Annotated in this window: 16 protein-coding genes and 1 pseudogene; 6 read left to right on the top strand and 11 right to left on the bottom strand. The window is 65.2% G+C overall.

All coding sequences use genetic code 11. The features are described 5' to 3' along the window. Window positions 1–2,820, bottom strand: a 2,820-nt coding sequence (gene ppc, locus VG320_RS00570) for a phosphoenolpyruvate carboxylase (RefSeq protein WP_327198243.1), incomplete at its 3' end; no start/stop codon positions are given. Window positions 2,821–3,364: 544 nt separating this feature from the next. Between ppc and hemC the strand changes: the two genes are divergently transcribed. Genes hemC through VG320_RS00585 form a run of 3 tightly spaced genes read left to right on the top strand, consistent with a single transcriptional unit; the run spans window position 3,365 to window position 7,832 of the window. Then, the gene (gene hemC, locus VG320_RS00575) at window positions 3,365–4,423 is read left to right on the top strand and encodes a hydroxymethylbilane synthase (RefSeq protein WP_327198244.1); all 1,059 of its coding nucleotides are present in this window, start codon (window positions 3,365–3,367) and stop codon (window positions 4,421–4,423) included. Beyond that, on the top strand, window positions 4,420–6,630 hold the full coding sequence (gene hemDX / locus VG320_RS00580; protein WP_327198245.1) for a fused uroporphyrinogen-III synthase HemD/membrane protein HemX: 2,211 nt from the start codon (window positions 4,420–4,422) through the stop codon (window positions 6,628–6,630). Before hemC ends, hemDX begins: the two co-directional genes overlap by 4 nt. A 2-nt stretch (window positions 6,631–6,632) precedes the next feature. Next, complete coding sequence (locus tag VG320_RS00585; RefSeq protein ID WP_327198246.1) at window positions 6,633–7,832, top strand: heme biosynthesis protein HemY; 1,200 nt, start codon at window positions 6,633–6,635, stop codon at window positions 7,830–7,832. A 79-nt stretch (window positions 7,833–7,911) separates the two neighbouring features. Here the strand turns inward: VG320_RS00585 and VG320_RS00590 are convergent, their stop codons facing one another. The 3 genes and pseudogenes from VG320_RS00590 to VG320_RS00600 form a co-directional block, all read right to left on the bottom strand. Continuing rightward, window positions 7,912–9,231 carry an MFS transporter gene (locus VG320_RS00590; protein ID WP_327198247.1) on the bottom strand — a complete coding sequence of 440 codons (1,320 nt, stop codon included), beginning with the start codon at window positions 9,229–9,231 and terminating at the stop codon, window positions 7,912–7,914. A gap of 158 nt (window positions 9,232–9,389) precedes the next feature. After that, window positions 9,390–10,148 (bottom strand): SDR family oxidoreductase, encoded by a 759-nt coding sequence (locus VG320_RS00595; protein WP_327198248.1) that lies wholly within the window; start codon window positions 10,146–10,148, stop codon window positions 9,390–9,392. Between the two features lie 48 nt (window positions 10,149–10,196). Then, window positions 10,197–11,650 (bottom strand): annotated as a pseudogene (locus VG320_RS00600) (aldehyde dehydrogenase family protein). A gap of 297 nt (window positions 11,651–11,947) precedes the next feature. On the opposite strand from VG320_RS00600, the gene ppa reads away from it, so the two are divergent. Continuing rightward, window positions 11,948–12,475, top strand: coding sequence for an inorganic diphosphatase (gene ppa, locus VG320_RS00605; protein ID WP_321840377.1), 528 nt, complete (start codon window positions 11,948–11,950; stop codon window positions 12,473–12,475). A gap of 72 nt (window positions 12,476–12,547) precedes the next feature. Here ppa and VG320_RS00610 read toward each other — a convergent pair whose 3' ends face one another. Together VG320_RS00610 and VG320_RS00615 are read right to left on the bottom strand one after the other, a co-directional pair. Then, on the bottom strand, window positions 12,548–12,865 hold the full coding sequence (locus VG320_RS00610; protein WP_327198255.1) for a GIY-YIG nuclease family protein: 318 nt from the start codon (window positions 12,863–12,865) through the stop codon (window positions 12,548–12,550). A gap of 19 nt (window positions 12,866–12,884) precedes the next feature. Beyond that, the gene (locus tag VG320_RS00615; RefSeq protein ID WP_327198249.1) at window positions 12,885–14,090 is read right to left on the bottom strand and encodes a GNAT family N-acetyltransferase; all 1,206 of its coding nucleotides are present in this window, start codon (window positions 14,088–14,090) and stop codon (window positions 12,885–12,887) included. Between the two features lie 212 nt (window positions 14,091–14,302). On the opposite strand from VG320_RS00615, the gene VG320_RS00620 reads away from it, so the two are divergent. Further along, window positions 14,303–16,390 (top strand): NAD(+) synthase, encoded by a 2,088-nt coding sequence (locus VG320_RS00620; protein WP_327198250.1) that lies wholly within the window; start codon window positions 14,303–14,305, stop codon window positions 16,388–16,390. Between the two features lie 118 nt (window positions 16,391–16,508). Then, a complete protein-coding gene (locus tag VG320_RS00625) occupies window positions 16,509–16,847 on the top strand; it encodes a P-II family nitrogen regulator (RefSeq protein ID WP_027816588.1) in 339 nt (112 codons plus the stop codon). Between the two features lie 192 nt (window positions 16,848–17,039). Here the strand turns inward: VG320_RS00625 and VG320_RS00630 are convergent, their stop codons facing one another. The 5 genes from VG320_RS00630 to VG320_RS00650 all read right to left on the bottom strand — a co-directional run bounded on the left by VG320_RS00630 (window position 17,040) and on the right by VG320_RS00650 (window position 22,103). Further along, the gene (locus tag VG320_RS00630; protein WP_327198251.1) at window positions 17,040–18,197 is read right to left on the bottom strand and encodes a porin; all 1,158 of its coding nucleotides are present in this window, start codon (window positions 18,195–18,197) and stop codon (window positions 17,040–17,042) included. Window positions 18,198–18,802: 605 nt separating this feature from the next. Beyond that, window positions 18,803–19,585, bottom strand: coding sequence for an ABC transporter ATP-binding protein (locus VG320_RS00635; protein ID WP_327198252.1), 783 nt, complete (start codon window positions 19,583–19,585; stop codon window positions 18,803–18,805). 16 nt (window positions 19,586–19,601) lie between these two features. Beyond that, window positions 19,602–20,315 (bottom strand): ABC transporter permease, encoded by a 714-nt coding sequence (locus VG320_RS00640; protein WP_327198256.1) that lies wholly within the window; start codon window positions 20,313–20,315, stop codon window positions 19,602–19,604. A gap of 41 nt (window positions 20,316–20,356) precedes the next feature. Beyond that, complete coding sequence (locus VG320_RS00645) at window positions 20,357–21,046, bottom strand: histidine ABC transporter permease HisQ (protein WP_327198253.1); 690 nt, start codon at window positions 21,044–21,046, stop codon at window positions 20,357–20,359. A gap of 280 nt (window positions 21,047–21,326) precedes the next feature. Further along, window positions 21,327–22,103 (bottom strand): ABC transporter substrate-binding protein, encoded by a 777-nt coding sequence (locus VG320_RS00650; protein WP_327198254.1) that lies wholly within the window; start codon window positions 22,101–22,103, stop codon window positions 21,327–21,329. Window positions 22,104–22,332 lie beyond the last annotated feature (229 nt).

Here is a 22,332-nt window from a genome sequence, read left to right on the forward strand (position 1 = left end):
CAGATCCGTCTTCGCCAGCGTCATGTACATGTTCGAGAGCAGGTTCGAGAAGAACGGCCAGCTCTTGTACATCTTCTTGAACATCGCCAGACGCCGCGTGCGTTCGGCGTCGCTGCCCGCTTCGTCCAGATACGCCGACACCGCGCTGCCAAAGCCATACCAGCCCGTCAGCAGCAGACGGCATTGACCCCACGAGAAACCCCACGGAATCGCGCGCAGATCGTCGATCTTGCGGTTCTTCGGGTCCTGCAGCTTGCGCGAGGCCGGGCGGCTGCCGATGTTGAGTTCGGCGATTTCCGTGATCGGCGTCGAAGCGAAGAAGTAGTCGGTGAAGCCCGGCGTCTCGTAGACGAGCGAGCGGTAGGCGGCCATCGCATCGTCGGAGAGCTTTTGCATGGTCTCTTCGAAGGCGGGCAGTTGATCCGGCACGTCGCTGCCCGGGTTCTTGCCCAGCGGCAGCAGCGTGGCTTCGAGCGTCGCGGCGATCACCGTTTCCAGGTTGCGGCGGCCGATCTCCGGGTTGCCGAACTTCGACGCGATGACTTCGCCCTGCTCGGTCAGGCGGATCTGGCCTTCGACCGTGCCCGGCGGCTGCGAGAGGATGGCGTTATAGGTCGGGCCGCCTCCGCGTCCGACCGTGCCTCCACGGCCATGGAACAGGCGCAGCGTGATGCCGCGCTGCTTGTAGAGCGCGACCAGCGCGAGTTCGGCGCGGTACAGCTCCCAGTTCGAGGTGAGGAAGCCGCCGTCCTTGTTGCTGTCCGAGTAGCCGAGCATGATTTCCTGCTCGTTGCCCCAATGCTCGACGATGCCATCGATGCCCGGCAGCGCCAGCAGGTCGCGCATGATGCCGGAGGCGTGACGCAAGTCGGGAATGGTTTCGAACAGCGGGATCACCATCAGCGCGGCCTTCGCGGGATCGTCCGCGTGACCGAGGCGTCCCGTCATGAGGCCGGTTTCCTTCTGCAGCAGCATGACTTCCAGCAGGTCGGAAACCGTTTCGGTGTGCGAGATGATGTAGTTGCGCACCGCGCGCGCGCCGAACTTCTCGCGCGTCACACGTGCCATTTCCAGCACGCCCAGCTCGCTCTTCACGAGATCGGAGTAGTCGAGATACGGCGAGCGCAGCGTCCGCGGATCGGCCAGTTGCGCGATCAGTAGAATCTGCTTGTCTTCTTCGGAGAGCGCGGCGTAATCGGCCTGAACACCGGCGCGCGCGAGCAGTTCGGTGATCACGGCTTCGTGGATGTCCGAGCTTTGGCGCAGGTCGATCGAAGCCAGATGGAAGCCGAACACTTCGACCGCGCGCAACAGCGGCGCAAGACGCGGTGTGGCCAGCGACGCGCCGTGATGCTCGGCGAGCGAATCCATCAGCACGCGCAGATCGCGCGAGAATTCGGCGGCGTCGGCGTAAGGCGTCGCGCGCACGGGCGCAGCGTTGCGGCCCGCGCTGCGCACGGCCACCACGCCTTCGCCCAGACGCACGCGTGCGCTCGCCGCAAGGCGCGTGTACACGCCGATCAGCGCACGGCGATACGGCTCGTCGACACGATGCGGCGACTGGTCGGGCGAGGCGTCGGCCAGCGCCTTGAGTTCGTCGCTTGCGCCCGCGAGCAGGTTCGACACGGACAGCTCCGCGCCCAGCTTGTGCACTTCGTCGAGGTAGTGCTGCAGGATCACCTGCGCCTGGCGCTCGCTCGCTTCTTCGAGCGTGGCGGCCGTGACGTTCGGATTGCCGTCGCGATCGCCGCCGATCCAGCTACCCATCTGCAGGAACGCGGGCAGGCGCGCGGCCAGACCATGTTCCTTGAGCTGCGTTTCGATCTCGCCGTACAGCGCGGGAATTTCGCTCAGGAAGGTGGTGTGGTAGTACGACAGCGCGTTTTCGATTTCGTCGCCGACGGTCAGGCGCGAGTCGCGCAGCATGCGCGTTTGCCACAGCGAGGTGACGCGTGCACGCAGCAATGCTTCGTTCTGCTCAAGTTCGCGATGCGTGAGCGGTTGATCGCGCTCGGCGAGCAGGCGCGCAACGTCGTGCTGCGAATCGAGCGTGCTCTTGCGCTGCACTTCCGTCGGGTGGGCGGTGAGCACGGGCACGATCAGCGCGTCGTTGAAGAACTGCTGCAGCACGGGCGTGGCGGCTGCGCCCGCTTGTGCGAGGCGTTCGAGCGAATGCGCAATGGTGCCGGCCTGCGGGGCCGAGCCCTGCAGATCGTGGATGCGGCGACGGCGGTTGCGATGGCGGTCTTCGGCGATATTCGCCAGATGCGAGAAATAGCTGAAGGCGCGCACGACGCTCACGGTCTGTTCGGGCGAGAGCGAGCGAAGCTGCTTTTCCAGCGCGAGCGCGGCGGTGTTGTCGTCTTCGCGGCGAAAGCGCACAGCGGTCTGGCGGATCGTTTCCACCACGTCGAACACGGCGTCGCCTTCCTGTTCGCGCAGCACCTCGCCGAGCAGGCGGCCGAGATAGCGGATGTCCTCGAAGAGCGGCTGGTCCTTGTCGTCGCGTGCGCGGCCGTTGCGGGTGGGCTTGGCAACCTTCGCGGCTTTCGCGGGCTTCGGTTCCTTGATGGCCTTCGTGGCTTTTTCGGCCTTTGCAGCCTTGACTGCCTTCGACGCCTTCGCAGCCTTGGGCGCGCTCGCCGACTCGGCCGCGCTGCGGGTCGGGTTCGACGCAGCGGTTTCAGTCGTGGCTTTCGCTGTCTTCGTGGTCTTCGTGCCTGTGGATTTTTCCGCCGGCGCCTGTGCTTCGGCTGCGGAAGTTGCGTTCTGCGATGCGTTGTTGCGGCGCTCTGCGCGCGCCGATCCGGAAGACTTCACGATGTTTTCCTCAAGACTAGCCAGCAATTGCCCTGCATGGGCCAACTCGGGCGCACATGTCCCGACTCAGGCCCACAGGGATGGACAGATTTTTTGTTTGGGGACTGCCAACTGCATGGCCGCGGCCGGGACCGCGACTCAGGTACCTCAGGTACTTCGGGTGCAACCTGGAGCGCAATATGCGCGTGGCGAATCTAAAGACAAAACAGCAGACGAATCAGGAGCAGGCGTTGTTTTCAGGCGTCGCCGCGCAGATGAGTGCGCACGCACGCCGGGCCTGTGGACGGAAAGGGAGAGAATGGGGCAACGCGCGCGTCATGGCAATGCCATGCGGGCGTCATGCAAACGCGTGCACGAACTGAGTGCATGAATCGCGCGCTGCATGTGGCTCGTTGCCGATGTTGCCGAGCCGGGTCTCTTCCTTGCCGCCGCACGCTTTTCGCCGCCTCCGGTCGCCCAACGGGCAAGCGGAAAAAGGGGCGCGTGCTAACATTGCCTGTTATCCGATTCTGTTTTTTCGAACCCGTCATTCGATGTGCTTGCCATGAATTCCGAGACGTTATCCGCGCCCATGTCGGCCACACCTCGCACGCTGGTCATTGCCTCGCGGGAGAGCCGCCTTGCGATGTGGCAGGCCGAACACGTTCAAGCTGCGCTGCACAAATTATATCCATCCTGCGACGTGAAAATCGTCGGAATGACCACCCGTGGCGATCAAATTCTCGATCGCACACTGTCGAAAGTTGGCGGTAAGGGTCTGTTCGTCAAGGAACTGGAGCAGGCGCTGGCCGAAGGCCGTGCCGATCTCGCCGTGCATTCGCTCAAAGACGTGCCGATGGAGCTGCCCGAAGGCTTCGCGCTCACGGCCATCATGGAGCGCGAAGATCCGCGCGACGCCTTCGTGTCGAACGACTACGACTCGCTGGCCGCGCTGCCGCCGGGCGCCGTGGTCGGCACTTCCAGCCTGCGCCGCGAGTCGATGATCCGCGCGCGCTATCCGCATCTGGACGTCAAGCCGCTGCGCGGCAATCTCGACACGCGCCTGTCCAAGCTCGACCGCGGCGACTACGCGGCCATCATCCTCGCGGCTGCGGGTCTAAAGCGTCTGGGACTGGGTGCGCGGATCCGCGCGCTGCTCGCGCCCGAGGACAGCCTGCCGGCAGCGGGGCAGGGCGCGCTCGGTATCGAAATTCGCGCTGACCGCGCCGATGTCGCCGCGTGGCTCGCGCCGCTGCACGACGACGCCACCGCCAAGGCCGTCGAGGCCGAACGCATGGTGTCGCGCGCGCTGGGCGGCAGCTGCTCGGTGCCGCTCGCGGCCTACGCGCAGTGGCACGACGGCAAACTCGCGCTGCGCGGCACCATTTCCACGCCCGACGCCAGCCGCGTGCTGGCCGCCGAAGAAGCCGGCGCGCCCACCACGGTGGCGGATGCCGTCGCGCTCGGCCGCAAGGTCGCCGACGATCTGATCGCCCAGGGGGCGCTGGAGATCGTGCGCGCGCTCGCCGAAGCCGGTCCCGAGGAGCAACGCGTGCCGAATTCACCGCCCTCGACGCGCTCGTCGGATGCGGGCGATCCCACCAGCGGCGCAGGCGGACGATGACGAGCCCCTGGCAGCCGCGCCGCGACGGCACGCCCGCTTCGGCCCAGCCCGACGAATGGGTGGGTCCGACCGATGGCACCCATCCCGCGCCGGCGGCGGCCCGCGCCAGTGAGCCGTTCACGGTCGTGATCACCCGTCCGGCCGGTCAGTCGGACGCGCTTGGCACGCTCTTGAGCGCTCGCGGCCTCAAGCCGCTCGAATTTCCCCTCATCGCCATCGCGCCCGTGCGCGACGACACGCCGCTGCGCGAGGCGCTCGGCGCGCTTGACCGCTACGCACTGGTGGTGTTCGTCTCGCCCAACGCCATCGACCGCGCGTTCGAGTGCTACCGGTCGATTTCGTCGATCTGGCCGCACGCGCTGCCCATCGGCGTGGTCGGTCCGGCCAGCGTTGCGGCGCTGGCGCGCCACGGTGTGAGCGCGCCCGATCATCGCGTCGTCAGCCCGACCGGCACCGCCGACGAAGAACCGGCGCGCTTCGACTCCGAATCGCTGTACGCGGCGCTCGAAAAGACCCTCGGCGAGAACGCCTTTGCCGGCAAGCGCGTGCTGATCGTGCGCGGCGACGGCGGGCGCGAATGGCTCGCCGACCGCCTGCGCGAAGCGGGCGCCGAAGTCGAGGCCGTCGCCGCCTACCGCCGCATCGTGCCGGAGCCGCCCATCGGCGCGTGGACGGCGGTGCATACGCTGCTCGAAGGCGCGCCGCACGCCTGGCTCGTGACCAGTTCCGAGGGCGTGCGCAATCTCGACGAACTCGCGCGCGAACACCTCACGGCGGGCGAAATCGTCGAACTGCGCCACGCGCATCTGGTCGCGCCGCATCCACGGATCGCCGAGACGGCGCGCTCATTGGGTTTTGATAGGATTACGGTGTCCGGCGCGGGCGACGAGCGCATCGTCGACACGCTGCTCGGACTCGCATCGTCCCAGTCGGCAGCCACGGTTTCCCCAGATGGTTCTTCAGCCGCGCAGTCCGCGGCTCAACCGGTTCAGAACACCCCGGCCTCGCCGCCGGCACAACACCGCATGACTGATCAGAACGATTCCAGCCACGTTCCCAATTCAGGCGCTTCCGCAGTGACGCAAAGCGCTGCCGCTTCTTCTACCTCGTCGTCTTCGGCTTCGTCCGCGCGGCCCGCATCGTCGTATGCTTCCGCACCCACCACGCCGCCTTCCGGCTCAAACGCGCGCCGCAGCGGCGCGGGTTCCGCGATCCTCTGGCTCGTGGTGGTGCTGGTCGCGGCTGGCGCGGGCGCGGGCGGCTATGCGCTCAACCGCAAGCTCGACCGCATGGACGCGTCGCTCGCCCAGCGCCAGCAGGCCGCCGACCAGCAGACCGCCGCGCTGCGCGCACGCGCCGATCAGGCCGTCAGCGGCGCGCAGCAGATCGACAAGCAGATGGCGCAGCTCGAAGGCAAGATCGCCGACGCGCAGACCTCGCAGCAGGCGCTCGCGCAGCAATACGCCGATCTCGCCAAAAACCGCGACGACTGGACCCTCGCCGAAGTCGGCCAGATGCTTTCCAGCGCCAGCGAGCAGCTCCAGCTGACGGGCAACACGCAGCTCGCGCTGTTTGCGCTGCAAAGCGCCGACACGCGCCTGGCCGCCTCGGACAGCCCGCAGGCACTCGCGGTGCGCAAGGCCATCGCGCAGGACACCGACAAGCTCAAGGCCGCGCCGTCGACCGATCTCGCGGGCATGGCGATCAAGCTCGACACGGCGCTTGCCGCCATCGACACGCTGCCGCTCGCGGGCGAAGCGCTCGTCGCCCACACCAAACCTGAAGTCGCTACGCCCACCGATGTCGCGAAGACCGCCGCCGCGACCGGCGAGCCGCGCTGGAAAGCCTGGCTCGACACGTTTGTCTCCGGTATCGGCCAGCAGATCGCCAGTCTCGTGCAGGTGCGCCGCATCGATAACGCCGACGCCATGCTCGCCTCGCCCGACCAGGGCTATTTTGTGCGCGAGAACGTGAAGCTGCGCCTGCTGTCGGCGCGCCTGTCGCTGCTCTCGCGCAACCAGGCCACGCTCAAGTCCGACCTCGCCGCCGCCGACGCCGCACTCGCGCATTACTTCGACAGCGCCTCGAAAGAGACGCAGAACGTGCGCGATCTGCTCAAGCAGGTGGATGCGGGCTCGGCTGCGGTCGCGCTGCCCACGCTCGACGAGAGCCTGAAGGCGGTCCAGCAATACAAGAGCCGGGGGTAAGCATGGCGATCCGTGGACTCCTCTGGCTCGCGCTCCTCTTCGCGGTGGCCGTCGCGCTCGCAACCGTCGGGCGCTTCGACGCGGGGCAGGTGCTGCTCGTCTATCCGCCGTATCGCGTCGATGTTTCGCTGAACCTGTTCGTGGTCGGCATCGTCGTGGCGTTCCTGCTGCTCTACGCGATCCTGCGCTTCGTGCGCAATATCGTGACGATGCCGCGCCGCGTGGCCGCGTATCGTGCGCGCGCCCGCAAGGAAAAGGCGAATTCGGCGTTGCGCGATGCGGTGGGCAATCTCTACGCGGGCCGTTTCTCGCGCGCCGAGAAAGCCGCGCGCGACTCGCTCGCCGACGAGAACAACAAGGGCGCGGCAGGCCTGATCGCCGCGAATGCCGCACACCGTCTGCACGAATACGCACGCCGCGACGAATGGCTTACCCAGGTCGAAGATCCGGAGTTGCAGGAAGCGCGCCTGATGGCCACCGCCGATATGCGCGCCGATGGCCGCGATGCGGACGGCGCGCTTGCCGCGCTCACTGAAATGCGCACCCAGGGCGGCCGCCGCATCCACGCGCAGCAGATCGCGCTGCGCGCGCAGCAGCAGCTCAAGAACTGGAGCGAAGTGCTCAAGCTCGTGAAGACGCTGGAAAAGCGCGAGGCGCTGCATCCGGCCGTAGCGGTGCGGCTGCGCCAGCTGGCGGCGGAAAACCTGCTGCGCGATCGCCGTCACAACGCCGACGCGCTGCTCGAACTGTGGCACGCACTCACGCCCGTCGAGCGTCATTCGCCGCGTCTGGCCGACTGCGCGGCTGAGTTGCTGATCGCGCTGGAGCGCCAGAACGACGCGCGCAAGATCGTCGAAGAAGCGCTGGCGCAGAACTGGGACGCGCGCTTGCTGCGCCGTTATCCGGACACGGCCGGTAGCGACGCGCTGCCGCTGATCCAGAAAGCCGAAGCTTGGCGCAAGGAGCGTCCCGAGGACGGCGATCTGCTGTTCGCGCTGGGCCGTCTGTGTCTGAAGCAGCAGCTTTGGGGCAAGGCGCAGTCGTTCCTGGAAGCGGCGCTCAAGTCGGCCAATACGAGCCACAACGAGCCGCTCAAGATCCGCTCGCATCGCGCGCTCGCGCGCCTGCACGAGGAATTGGGCGATGCCGGCAAAGCGGCGACGCACTATCGCGAAAGCGCGCTGGCGATGAATATCGTTTGAGGCGTTTTTCGTCGATGCTGGAATGAACAAAGGCCGCTTCGCAGCGGCCTTTTTCTTTGCGCGGACAGGAAGGCCGCGTTCAGCGATTCACCAGCTTCGCCGGCGCCGAAAGCGCAAGCAATCCGCCCACGATCATGCAGGCCGCGAGCAGATACATGCCCGAATCGTTGGCCGAGGTCGCCTGCTTGAGCCAGCCCACCGCGTAGGGGCTGAGAAAGCCCGCCAGATTGCCGATCGAGTTGATGAGCGCGATGCCTGCCGCCGCGCCCGTGCCCGCGAGCCACGCTGTCGGCAGGCTCCAGAACAGCGGCAAGGTCGTGAGGATGCCGAAGGTCGCAAGCGTGAGCGCCGCCATCGCCAGCACCGTGTCGTGCGCCCACGCGACCGACAGCACGAGGCCGAGCGCGCCCACAGCAGCGGGAATCGCGATATGCCAGCGCCGCTCGCGCAAACGGTCGGCGCTCTTCGCGACCAGCACCATGCCGACCACCGCCGCCGCAAACGGAATCGCCGAAAGCAGCCCGATCGCCAGCGCGTCCTTTACACCCGTCGCCTTGATGATGGTGGGCAGCCAGAAGCTCACGCCGTAAAGGCCCATCACGAACGAGAAATACGTGAGGCTCATCAGCAGCACGCGCGGGCTGGTGAGTACGGTGCGCAGGGGCGGGTCTTCCTTGGTGGCGTCCTCGGCGGCGATATTGCGTTCGAGCAGCGCGCGCTCTTCCGGCGTGAGCCATTTTGCGTTGCCGATGCGATCGTCCAGCACGAAAAACACCAGCACGCCGACGATCACCGAAGGCAGTCCTTCGAGCAGAAACAGCCATTGCCAGCCGGCCCAGCCGTGCGCGCCGTCGAAGGACTTGAGAATCCAGCCCGAAACCGGTCCGCCGATCACGCCCGACAGCGCGATGGCCGTCATGAACCACGTCGTCATGCGCCCGCGCCGGTGCGCCGGATACCAGTAGGTGAGATAGAGGATGATGCCGGGGAAAAAGCCCGCTTCGCACAGGCCTAGCAGAAAGCGCATCACGTAGAACATAGTGGGCGTGGTCACGAACATCGTCAGGATCGAGACGAGCCCCCACGTCACCATGATGCGCGCGATCCACACGCGTGCGCCCACGCGATGCAGGATCACATTGCTTGGCACTTCGAACAAAAAGTAGCCGATAAAGAAAATGCCCGCGCCGAAGCCATAGACCGAATCGGAGAGATTGAGCGCGGTGCTCATCTGCAGCTTGGCGAAGCCGACATTCACGCGGTCCAGATACGCGACCACGTAACACAGCATGAGTAGCGGGATCAGACGCCACGCGACCTTGCGGTAGGTGGCTTCCTCGAAGGCGGGCAGGGGCGCGCCCGCACCCGCGTGCGGCAGGTGATTCGCTGGACTGGCCATGGTGTCTCCGTGCGGGCCGCTGGCTCGGCCGGCTTCTATTGCCGCTTTGTTATAGCGGCTATTCGTGGACAAAGCACGACCATTCTATACGCGCCGCCAGGCCTGGGCGGCGCGGGAAAACACCAATGGGTCAATGACTTACGTGGCGTCGTTGCTGGCTACACGCAGCGCCCGCCATCTACTTCGATACAGGTGCCGGTGATGAAGGCCGCTTCGTCGGAAGCCAGATAGAGGCAGGCATTGGCCACGTCCTGCGGGGTGGAAAAGCGCCCGAGCGGAATCGTGGCGATAAAGCGCTGACGGTTTTCGGGCGTGTCGGGCACGCCCATGAATTCGGCAGTCAGACCCGTGTCGCCGATCACCGGATTCACGCAGTTCACGCGGATACGGTCGGGGCCGAGTTCGGCGGCGAGCGCCTTGCTGGCGACGATCATCGCGCCCTTGCTGCCGTTGTACCAGACCAGTCCCGGGCGCGGCCGGATGCCCGCGGTCGAGGCGATGTTGACGAACGCGCCGCCGCCGCGCTCGCGAAAATGTGGCACGAACGCGCGCACGCTCCAGTAGAGGCCCTTCACGTTGACGGCATAGACGCGGTCGAATTCGGCTTCGCTCACGTCCATCACAGGCTTGTTGCGATGCGTCGTGCCCGCGTTGTTGACGACGATTTCCACGCTGCCGAAGTCGTCGACGGCGGCTTCGCGCAGCGCATGCCAGTCGGCCTCGCGCGTGATGTCGCCCTGTACGGCGATGGCCTTGCCGCCCGCCAGGGCGATTTCGCTCGCCACGCGTTGTGCGGCTTCGGCGTTGAGATCGTTGATGACGACGTTCGCGCCTTCGCGCGCGAAGGTTTTGGCGATGCCTTCGCCGAAGCCCGAGCCGGCGCCCGTGACCACGGCGGTTTTGCCTTTGAGTCGCATGGTGTCTCCGTTTCGTTTTGCTGTGCGTTGCCTGGCTTTGTCGCGCGTCTAGCCGTGGCGGATTGCGATGGTCTTGAGCACGGTGAAGCCGTAAAGCGCTTCGAAACCCTTTTCGCGGCCGTGGCCCGACTGGCGCGCCCCGCCAGAGGGCGCTCCGCCGAACGGCAGTTCGACACCGCCGCCCGCGCCATAGTTGTTGACGAACACCTGGCCTGCGCGCACACGTCGCGCGATGCGCAACTGGCGCGCGCCGTCGCGGGTCCATACGCCCGCCACCAGCCCGTAGGGCGTGCCGTTGGCGAGCGCGAGCGCCTCGCCTTCGTCGTCGAAGGGCATGGCCGCGAGTACCGGCCCGAACACTTCCTCCTGCGCAAGACGGCTTTGCGGCGGCACATCGCGCAACAGCGCTGGCACTTCGTAGAAGCCGCCATCGGGCGCGCTCGCATCGAGCTTGCCGCGCGCGGCCATGGCGATGCTGCTGCCTGTGCCTCGTCGAGGAAATCGCGCACGCGCCGCCGCTGTTTGTCGCTGATGAGCGGGCCGCAGTCGAGATCGGCGCTCGCAGGCCCGACGCGCAGCGCGCCGAACGCCGCCGCCAGCCGCTCGAGCAGCGGCTCGTAGGCGCTGCGCTCGATCAGCACGCGGCTGCCTGCCGAGCAGGTCTGCCCGGCGTTCTGCACGATCGCGGCGACCAGCACGGGCAGCGCGGCGTCAAAGTCCGCATCGGCGAAGACGATTTGCGGCGACTTTCCGCCCAGTTCCAGCGTGACTGGAACGTGATGTTCCGCGGCCATCTGCGCGACCAGCTTGCCCGTGAGCGGCGAGCCGGTGAAGGAGATGTGGTCGATGCCCGGGTGCGCTGCGAGCGCCGCGCCCGCTTCGTGCCCGAGGCCGGTCACGATATTGAGCGCGCCCGGCGGCAAGCCTGCTTCGCGCGCCAGCGCCGCCACGTGCAGCAGCGAAACGCAGGCGTCCTCGGCGGGCTTCACCACGCAGGCGTTGCCGGCCGCGAGCGCAGCGCCCACGCTGCGTCCGAAGATCTGCATCGGGTAATTCCACGGCACGATGTGGCCGGTAACGCCGTGCGGCTCGCGGATCGTCAGCACCGTGTAGCCGGGCTGGTGGGGCAAGGTCTCGCCGTGCAGCTTGTCGGCGGCGCCCGCGTAGAACTCGAAATAGCGCGCGAGCGCCGCAGCGTCGGCGCGCGCCTGTTTGAGCGGCTTGCCGGTGTCCTGCGCTTCGAGCTGCGCGAGGGTTTCCTTGTCGCGTGTGACGAGGCCCGCGAGCGCGAACAGCAGGCGGCCGCGTTCGGCGGCGGACAGGGCGCCCCACGCGCCGTCGAAGGCGCGGCGCGCGGCGCTCACCGCTGTGTCGATGTCGGCGGCGTTGCCGCGCGCGAGTTGGGAGAAGGGGAGGCCGGTGGAGGGATCGATGGCGGTGAGGGTCTCGCCGCTGGCGGGCGAACACCACTCGCCGCCGATGAAATGCTTCGCTGCTTCCATGCATGCGCCTCGCTGGGTAGGGAGTGAAACGCTAGAAGGGAAAGAGGGAACGACAGACAGCCAGGCCATTATCGCGCCATTCCCGGCCGCGCTGCTCGACAATTCAGGAAACGCTGAATCCGCGTTGCATGCGCCTGTCTGCGGCCCTCACCAGGGATTTGCCCTGGCCGATTGGCTATAATGGCCGACAACCTACACCGTCCGGTTTCGCGCCGGCGTGGCGCGCATGCCCTGCATCGCGCGCCGCCGCCGTAGCGTGCAACCGTCGCTTATTTCCCTTTTCAACAGAGAGCGCTCATGAGCTTCGCAAACGTGCCCGCCGGCAAGGATCTGCCGCAAGACTTCAACGTCATCATCGAGATTCCGGCGCAAAGCGACCCGGTCAAGTACGAAGCCGACAAGGAAATGGGCGTGCTCGTCGTCGACCGTTTCGTCGGCACCGGCATGCGCTATCCGGTCAACTACGGTTTCATCCCGCAGACGCTGTCGGGCGACGGCGACCCGGTCGACGTGCTGGTGATCACGCCGTTCCCGCTGCTGGCTGGCTCGGTCGTGCGTTCGCGCGCGCTGGGCATGCTGCAGATGACCGACGAGTCGGGCGTCGACGCCAAGCTGATCGCCGTGCCGCACGACAAGGTTTGCCCGATGACGGCCAACATCAAGTCGCTGGACGACGTGCCCGAGTACCTGAAGGACCAGATCAAGCATTTCTTCGAGCAATACAAGGCGCTCGAAAAGGGCAAGTGGGTCAAGGTCGAAGGCTGGGCCGGCATCGAAGCCGCTCACAAGGAAATCACGGAAGGCGTCGCGAACGCGAAGAAGTAATCTTTCGCGAGTTTCGCCACGAAAAAACCGCACGCGCCGCGAGGCCGTGCGGTTTTTTCATGCGCGTTCGGTTCAGGCTTCCGGGGCCGCGCTTTCTGCGGATTCGGCGGGCTCGGGCGGCGCAGGCAAGACCGCATCCAGCGCAAATTCCCCCGCCGCGAGCGCGCGTTTTTCAGCCGGACGCAGGCGCTTGACCCAGTACTCGGCGCGTGAGGCGCTGGCGCGATCGGCGAGTTCGAATTGCGCCAGCACCTGCACCGGCTTGCGCGCCCGCGTGTAGCGCGCGCCCGTGCCGTTCGCGTGCTGCGCGAAGCGCGCCTCGACGTCGATGGCGATGCCCGTGTAGACGCTGCCGTCGGCGCATTCGAGCAGATAGAGGAACCACGGCACGGTTGCTTTAGCCACGGTTTTAACCACCGCTGGGACCACCGCTGGGACCCCCTTCGCCACGGAAGGGGTTGTGCTCGTTGAGTTCGTGCATGTAGGCGTGGATCTGGTTGGTCTCGCTTTCCAGAAAGCGCGCGACCGCATCCGCGAAAGCCGGATGCGCGAGCCAGTGCGCCGAGCGCGTGACCGTCGGCATGAAGCCACGCGCCATCTTGTGCTCGCCCTGCGCGCCGCCTTCGAATACCGCGAGTTTTTCCTCGATGCAGAATTCCAGCGGCTGGTAGTACGCGGTCTCGAAGTGCAGGCAGGGCACGTGTTCGAGCGCGCCCCAGTAGCGGCCGTAGAGCGTGCCGCCGGTTCCATCGGCGTCGCGTTGATAGACCACGAGCGAGCTGGCGATCGGCTTGCCTTCGTATTCGGCGATCACGAGCAGCAGGTTCTCCGGCATGCTCGCGCCGATCATGCGGAAGAAGTCCAGATTCAGATACGGCGACGAAAAATGTTCGCGATAGGTCTGCCGGTAGCAACGGCTGAAAAAGCGCCAGTCCTCGTCGTGGATGTCCTCGCCGCGAATGCGTTTGAGCGTCACGCCCGCGTCGCGCACCTTGCGGCGCTCGGCGCGGATGTTCTTGCGCTTCTTCTGCTCCAGCGTGGAGAGAAAATCCTCGAAGTCGCGATAGCCGTCGTTGAGCCAGTGAAACTGCACGCCCTCGCGCTGCATCATGCCCAGACCCGTGAGCGCCGACGCATCTTCCTCGGTCGGAAACAGCACATGCAGCGACGACACGTCGGTCTGCTCCGCGAACGCCAGCAGGGTGGCGGCCAGATGGCGGCGCGCGGTGGCGTCGGCGGCCAGCAGGCGCGTGCCCTGGACCGGTGTGAACGGCACGGCGCACAGCAGCTTCGGGTAGTACTCCAGGCCGTTGCGCTTGTAGGCATCGGCCCAGGCCCAGTCGAACACGTACTCGCCGTATGAGTGGCCCTTCAGATAGACCGGTGCTGCGGCCGCCAGGCGCCCCGTGCGCGCATCCGTGAGCGTCACGAACTGCGGCGCCCAGCCCGCGTCGGGCGCGGCGCAGCGCGTGGCGTCGAGCGCCGAGAGGAATTCGTGGCGCAGAAAGGGCGTCGGCTGCGCCTGGCGCGCGAGCAGGGCGTTCCATTCGGCGGCGTCGAGCTCGGACAGTGAGCCGATAATGCCCGTGCGATAATCGAAATGTTCCTTGTCCAACTGGTGTGCCCGTGCTTGCTTGATGTGGCCGATGTTGCCTGGGGGTGCCTCGTGGTGCCTCGCGTTGCCTGGCATCGCCTGACCTGGCCTGGCGGTATGCGTGCCGCGGCAAGCGGTCATGGTAAAGCAAACGACCAAAACGGGTGAAGGCGGGGTGAGGCCCGCGCCATCGTGCTGCCACCTCCTCTGGCTATCGCTTATCGGTTATCGAAATGAAAGAGCGCTTCTTCAATCTCTATTCGCACGGTTTCGCGCGCGTGGCCGTAGGCGTGCCGCGCTGCCGCGTGGCCGATCCGGCCTTCAACGCCGCACAGACGCTCACGCTCGCGCGTGAAGCCGCCGCCGAAGGCGCGGCGCTGGTCGCGTTCCCGGAACTCGGTCTGTCCGCCTATAGCTGCGACGATCTCTTCCATCAGCAGGCGCTGCTCGATGCGTGCGAAGCGGCGCTCGCGCAGATCGTCGAGGCGTCGGCCGAACTGCCGCTCGTGATGATCGTCGGCCTGCCGGTGCGCGTGGGGCATGCGCTCTTCAACTGTGCGGCGGTGGTGTCGGGCGGCCGCGTGGCGGGCATCGTGCCGAAGAGCTTCCTGCCGAACTACGGCGAGTTCTACGAGCCGCGCCAGTTCAGCGCCGCCGACAGCGCCAGCACGGACACCGTGCGCATCGCGGGCGCGGATGTGCCGTTTGGCGCGTCGCTGCTGTTCGAGGCGGCGCCGATTGCGGGCCTGCGCTTTCACGTCGAGATCTGCGAGGACGTCTGGGTGCCGATTCCCCCGTCGTCGTTCGCGGCGCTCGCGGGCGCATCGGTGCTGGTGAATCTCTCGGCGTCGAACGTGGTGGTGGGCAAGGCGGGGTATCGGCAGCAGTTGGTGTCGCAACAATCGGCGCGTTGCCTGGCGGCTTATCTCTATACGTCGGCGGGTCAGGGCGAATCGACCACCGACATGGCCTGGGACGGCCAGGCGCTGGTCTGCGAGAACGGCGAACTGCTCGCGCAATCCGGGCGTTTTCTCGACGACTCGCATCTGATTTACGCCGATGTCGATCTCGAACGGCTGCAGCAGGAACGCATCCGCCAGACCACCTTCGGCGATTCGGTGCGCCGCTTTGCCGATGAAGTGGCGAAGTTCCGCGTGATCCGCTGCGAGCTGGCGGCTCAGGACCAGGGCGCGTGGACGCGCGAGACGCTTGCGCTCGCGCGCCGCGTCGAACGCTTCCCTTACGTGCCGGCCGATCCGAAGCGTCGCGACGAGCGTTGCAACGAGGTCTACAACATTCAGGTGCAGGCGCTCGTGCAGCGTCTGTCGCAGGCGGGTATCAAGAAAGTGGTGATCGGCGTGTCGGGCGGGCTGGATTCCACGCATGCGCTGCTGGTTTGCGCGAAGGCGATGGACCGGCTCGGGCTGCCGCGCGCCAATATCCTCGCTTATACGATGCCGGGTTTCGCGACCAGCGAACGCACGCTGCGCCAGGCGCGCGAACTGATGAATCTGGTCGGCTGCACGGCGCGCGAAATCGACATCCGCCAGAGCTGCATGCAGATGCTCGAAGACCTTGGCCATCCGTATTCCGAGGGCAAGGAAAGCTACGACATCACTTTCGAAAACGTGCAGGCCGGCGAGCGCACGAATCACCTGTTCCGTCTCGCCAACTTCAATCACGCGATCGTGATCGGCACGGGCGATCTGTCCGAACTCGCGCTCGGCTGGTGCACTTACGGCGTGGGCGATCACATGTCGCACTACAACGTGAACGCCAGCGTGCCCAAGACGCTCATCACGCACCTCGTGCGCTGGGTCGCGGAAACCGGTCAGATCGGCCAGAACGGCGAGAGCGGGGCGGACGTGCTCGAAGCGATTCTCGCCACCGACATCAGCCCGGAACTGATTCCCGGCAAGACCGATGGCGCACCCGAGCAGAAGACCGAAAGCACCATCGGCCCGTACGAGCTGCAGGACTTCAACCTTTACTACACGCTGCGCTTTGGCTTCGCGCCCACCAAGGTCGCGTTCCTTGCGCGCCATGCGTGGGGCGATCGCGAAGCGGGCGCGTGGCCTGAAAACGCCAAGGTCGCGCGCAACGCGTACGACCTGGCGGCGATCAAGCGCAATCTGCGGATTTTCCTCGACCGCTTTTTCCGCACCAGCCAGTTCAAGCGCACCTGCATTCCGAATGCGCCGAAGGTCGGTTCGGGCGGCTCGCTCTCGCCGCGCGGCGACTGGCGCGCGCCGAGCGATTCGGAGAGCGCGGTGTGGCTCGCGGATCTTGATCGCGTGCCCACGCAGGAGCCCAAGGCTTGAGCTGCGCGCGCGCAGCGTAGAATTGCAGGAACTATTCGCAGCATCGATGCCGCTGTAACGATCTAACTGATTGACCCAGCGATTAACCCAGATAACCCCGATCCAGACGAGGCTCGCCATGAAACGCATTACCGCCGTCATCAAACCGTTCAAGCTCGACGAAGTGCGCGAGGCGCTCGCCGAAGTGGGCCTCACGGGCCTGACCGTCACCGAAGTCAAGGGCTTCGGCCGCCAGAAGGGCCACACGGAGCTGTACCGTGGCGCCGAATACGTGGTGGACTTCCTGCCGAAGGTGAAGATCGAGGTGGTGGTCGCCAACGACCAGAGCGACCAGGTGATCGACGCAATCATCGGCGCGGCGCGCACGGGCAAGATCGGCGACGGCAAGATTTTCGTCACCGACGTCGAACGCGTGATCCGTATCCGTACTGGCGAAGAAAACGAAGCAGCGGTCTAAGCCGCGCGTCGTTTCACTAGTTTCACTACATAGAAGAAAGAAGGGGACGGCGCCGCTCGCGCGGCCCGTCCCCACAATAAAAAACGGTGCAGTACCCTTTCGGACACCGCACCGATACGCGCCTCTCGCAGCAGCGTGAAAACGTCGATGTAGCTGTTCTGTCTACACTCGTTCTATGCGCCTTTCAGGCCATTAGAACGAGTGCTGGATGCCTGCGTACACGCCAGACTGGCTGTGGCCGACCAGCGGGTTGCCCGTAGCCGACGACGTGCCGTAGTTGTTGGCGTTCAGACCGAAGTTGGCCGACTTGCTGTTCTGCACCGTGGCTGCCTGGATGTCGAGCAGCGTGCGCTTGGACAGGTTGTACGAGCCGCCGATCGTGTACAGCGTGGCGTTGCCGCCGCCGTTGTTCGCGTTGACGTGGTAGACCGCTGCGATCAGCGCGGCTGCCGGCGTGGCTTGCCACGTCACACCGCCCCATTCGTGATCGAGCGTGGTCGGCTGGCCAACCAGCTGACCCGTCATGCCTGCCGAGCGAACGGCTTCATAGCCGCCCTGGACCTTGAACGGGCCGAGGAACACGTTGACCATCGCCATGTAGTCACGCGAGAAGGCGAACACGCCTTGTCCCGTGTTGGCCGAGTTCACGCCGGTCGGATCGTAAGCGCCGCCGAGCGTACCGTTAGCCGGGTTGCGGATTTCGTCGTACAGGCCGCGGATCTGGAACAGCGAGTTCGTGTAGGTCAGCTGCAGGCCGTCTTCACGACCCTGAGCGCCGCTTGCCGTGCTCTGACCGTTCCAGCTCGTCTGGTTCGAGAGCGAGTACTGGCCGTACACGTCGAAACCGGCGATCTTCGGCGACTGGTACGAAATGTTGTTGCTCGACTGCGGCCAGTTGCGGCCACGCACGAGCGACGCCGACGACCAGTTCGATTGACCGAACGGGTCAAAGTCCCAAATGCCGTTCGAGATGAACAGTTCGCGGCCCAGCAGCAGGGTACCGAACTGGTCGTTCGACATACCGACCGTTGCCCAACGATTGAAGAGACCGCCGTTGCCCGGGCCGTTACCCGTTGCGGTGCTGAAGCTGCCTTCCAACTGGAAGAGTGCCTTGTTGCCGCCGCCGAGGTCTTCAACGCCCTTCATACCCCAAAGGCTCGTGCCCCAGTAGCCGCTTTCGAGTTGAACCTGGCTCTTGCCGCTGGTAGCGGCGCCCGTGCCGCCACCGGTGCCGACGCCGCTCATGTACGCGATACCTGCGTCAAGGCGGCCGTAGAGCGTCACGCTGCTTTGCGCATGCGCGAGGACGCCGGCAGACATCAGTGCTGCGGCGAGCAATGCTTTCTTCATCTTCTCCTCCATACCCTGTCAAAGAGTCAACCTTAGTACTGCGAAAGACGTCCGCGCGCCTTCGGGGTGCTGCGGACAGAAATAGTCGCGTAAAGGGAGTGTGACCCGAGGGATCGGCGTTACGGAACGATGCGAGCAGGACAACCTGTTCGAGTCGTCATGCAGATCCCCTGGTTGACTGGCATCTCCCGTTCTTATTTGAAGTGAAACTACTTTTAATGAACTTTGTTTTGCTACTTTGGTTACTAATTTAGCAAAAAAGGTCCGCGCTGGCGAACGAAATCGCGCGCGGGTTGCGGTGTGTCGTCAAATTGCAATATGTGCTTCCTGGATGGTGGTCAACCGGATCTGAAAAGTATGCCTAAATCCTTGTAGGACAGGGCACACACGGATTTCACGGGGGCCTCTTCAGGATTGCCACTATTGACGCGCGAAACAGGCAGGAGTAATGCGAAAAGTGCGTTTTTTACCGAAAAATCGGCCGCTCGGACGGTGATTTGTCAGAAAAAAGAAAAGGCGCTGAAAGCGCCTTGAAATACTACTTTTACTACATCGCAAGTCTGGCAAATGTAGTCGACTACATCGTGTAGTCCTTCATCGGAAAATCACTTGAGACTGCCCGAAAGGAACTGGCGCAGACGTTCGCTGCTGGGGTTGGCGAACACCTCGGCAGGCACGCCTTCCTCTTCCACGCGGCCCTGATGCAGGAACATCACGTGGTTCGACACGTTGCGCGCAAAGCCCATTTCATGGGTGACCACGATCATGGTGCGGCCTTCCTCGGCGAGCTTTTGCATGACCTTGAGCACTTCGCCCACCAGTTCCGGGTCGAGCGCGGAGGTGGGTTCGTCGAACAGCATCACGTCGGGGTTCATGGTGAGCGCGCGGGCAATCGCCACGCGCTGCTGCTGGCCGCCCGACAGGTGCGACGGATACTGCTTCTCCACGCGAGGCGCGAGACCCACCTTTTCCAGATAGACGCGCGCGCGGTCCTCGGCTTCCTTGCGCGAGAGGCCGAGCACGTGCACCGGCGCCTCGATCACGTTTTCCAGCACCGTCATGTGCGACCACAGGTTGAAGTGTTGGAACACCATCGCGAGCTTGGTGCGCACGCGCTGCAACTGCTTGACGTCGGCGACCTGGAGTGCGCCGGTGCGCTTGTCGGCCTTGGTGCGTACTTCCTCGCCGTCGACGACGATACGCCCGGCATTGGGCTGCTCGAGGAAGTTAATGCAGCGCAGCATCGTGCTCTTGCCCGAACCCGACGAGCCGATCACGCTGATCACGTCGCCGGCGTTCGCTTTGAGCGAGACGCCCTTGAGGACTTCATGGTCGCCGTACTGCTTGTGGATGGAGTCGACGAAAAGTTTTTGCTTCTGGGAATTCATCTATGACCTCGATGGCTCACTTGCCTTGCGGTCGCAGGTATGCGAGCCAGCGGCGCTCGGCCTGGCGGAACAGCCACACGAGCGTGAAAGAAATGATCAGGTACAGCACGGCGGCGATGCCGAAGGCGCCAAACGACTGATAAGTCGCCGAATTGACGTCGCGTGCGATCTTCAGGATGTCGGGTACGGTTGCCGTGAAGGCCACGGTGGTCGCGTGCAACATCAGGATGACTTCGTTGCTGTAATAGGGCAGCGCGCGGCGCAGTGCCGACGGCAGGATCACCCGGCGATACAGCGTGAACGGCGACATGCCATAGGCGCGCGCCGCTTCGATCTCGCCATAGGGCGTGGCCTTGATGGCGCCCGCGAAGATCTCGGTGGTGTAGGCGCAGGTGTTGAGCGTGAAGGCGAGCAGCGTGCAGTTCATGCCGCTGCGGAAGAACGCGCTCGTCAGCTCGTGATCGCGGATGATGTCGAGGCTGTAGAGGCCCGTGTAGCAGAGCAGCAACTGCACGTAGAGCGGCGTGCCGCGAAAGACGTAGGTGTAGAGCCACACGAGGCCCGACAGCCACTTCTTCTTCGAGACGCGCGCCACGGCGAGCGGCACCGACAGGCAAAAGCCCAGGCCGATCGAAATCACCAGCAGCCACGCCGTGATGGCGACGCCGGTGAAGTGATAGCCGTCGGTGTAGAGATAGTTGCGCCAGTATTGCTGGATCAGCTGGATCAGGTCTTGCATTGTCGTTGGCCTTGTCCTGTGCCTGAGTCGCTTCAGAGATCCGCTTTGCGCACGCCGGTGGAGTAGCGCTTGTCGAGATACATGAGCACGAAGTTCGAAACGGTCGTGATGACGAGATAGATCGCGCCCGCGAGCAACGTGAAGAAGAAGAAGCGCAGCGTGCCCTTGCCGGCGTCCTGGCTGGCCTTCACCACATCGGCCAGACCGATGATCGAGACGAGCGCCGTCGACTTCACCAGCACCTGCCAGTTGTTGCCGATGCCGGGCAGCGCGAAGCGCATCATCTGCGGGAACATCACGCGCGTGAACACCTGCCAGTTGGTCATGCCGTAGGCGTGGCCCGCTTCGAGCTGACCGCGCGGCACAGAGAGAAACGCGCCGCGGAAGGTCTCGGTGAAGTACGCGCCGTAGATGAAGCCGAGCACGATCACGCCAGCGAGGAACGGGTCGATGTCGATCTGGTCCATGCCGAAGTGGTCGGTGACCATGTTCAGCCAGATCTGCAGGCTGTAGAACAGCAGCAGCATCAGCACGAGATCGGGCACGCCGCGAATGATCGTGGTGTACGCCGTGCCCGCGCCGTGCACGATGCGGTTTTTCGACAGCTTCGCCGCCGCGCCCAGCAGGCCCAGCACGAAGGACAGCACGAGCGAGAGGACGGCCAGCTTGACGGTCTGCCAGGTGCCGGCGAGGATCAGCGGGCCGTAGCCTTGAAGAAACATAGGTGAGTCCCTGACGGGGTGCCCCGACTAGCGAAGGCGTGTCCCGCGAAAGACGCGGCAGTCGCTGCCGCGGTTCAATTGCCGTTCATGCGCGGCCGGGCTGGCTGGCCGCGTTCCCGATGGTCCGTTGTTCTGCATTGGCCCGTAACCCGCCGGGCCGTATGGCTGTCACAGCGCGGTTGACGCACTGCGAAGTTGCCACACTGCGAAGTTGCCACACTGTATACGAAGGCCCCGCGCGGTCTATCGGGGCAGGCCCCGGCTCACGCGGGCCGTCGGCTTACTTGCCCTTGTAGATATCGAAGTCGAAATACTGCTTCGCGATCTTGTCGAAGGTGCCGTCCTTGTGCAGCGACGCGAGCGCCGCGTTGAACTTCGCCTTCAGGTCCGCGTCGTCCTTGCGCAGGCCGATGGCGGTGCCGTCACCGATCGTCGCGAGGTCTTCCACTTCCGGACCGGCCCAGCCGAAGCCCTTGCCGCGCGGCGTCTTCAGAAAACCGTAGTCGGCCTGCACTTCGTCCTGCAGCGTGGCGTCCAGACGTCCCGACATCAGATCCTGGTAGACCTGATCCTGGTTGGCGTACGACACCACGTTCACACCCTTAGACGCCCAGTGCACCTTCGCATAGGCTTCCTGGGTCGAACCCTGCTCGACGCCCACGTTTTTGCCCTTGAGCGACTCCGGCGTCGGCAGCAGCGGCGAGCCGGTGCGCGCGATCATGCGCGCGGGCGCGTCGAACATCTTGTCGGAGTAGTCGATCTGCTGGCGGCGCTGCGGCGTGATCGTCAACGACGAAATGATCGCGTCGAACTTGCGGGCCTTGAGCGCGGGGATGATGCCGTCGAGGTCGTTTTCGACCCAGACGCACTTCACGTTCATGCGCGCGCACAGCGCCTTGGTCAAATCGACGTCGAAGCCGACGATCTGGCCGTTGGCGGCCTTGGACTCGAACGGCGGATAGCTCGCATCGACGCCGATACGCACGGTTTTCCAATCCTTGGCCGCGGCGCTTCCTGCAACGAGGGCGAGCGCGACGCACACTGCGAACTTCTTCATCATTCTCCTGATACACGGGCGCGGCTCGTCGCGGGGTGTCGCGAGGAGCCGTTTGATCGACGCTGCGGCGCGGGCCGCTCGTCTGCGGGCCGGCTCATGACCGGGCGCCGCCATTCTAGGCGATCAAAAATGCGGGTCGGACGCGCGATGCGTCCCTGACCGGCGCATGCCGGCTGGGGCTGCTGCGGGCGTCCGGCCGTGCGAAGGCGCGGACGGCGGCGCCGGCCGA

Source organism: Paraburkholderia sp., from assembly GCF_035948235.1.
In the GTDB taxonomy this organism is placed as follows: Bacteria; Pseudomonadota; Gammaproteobacteria; order Burkholderiales; family Burkholderiaceae; genus Paraburkholderia.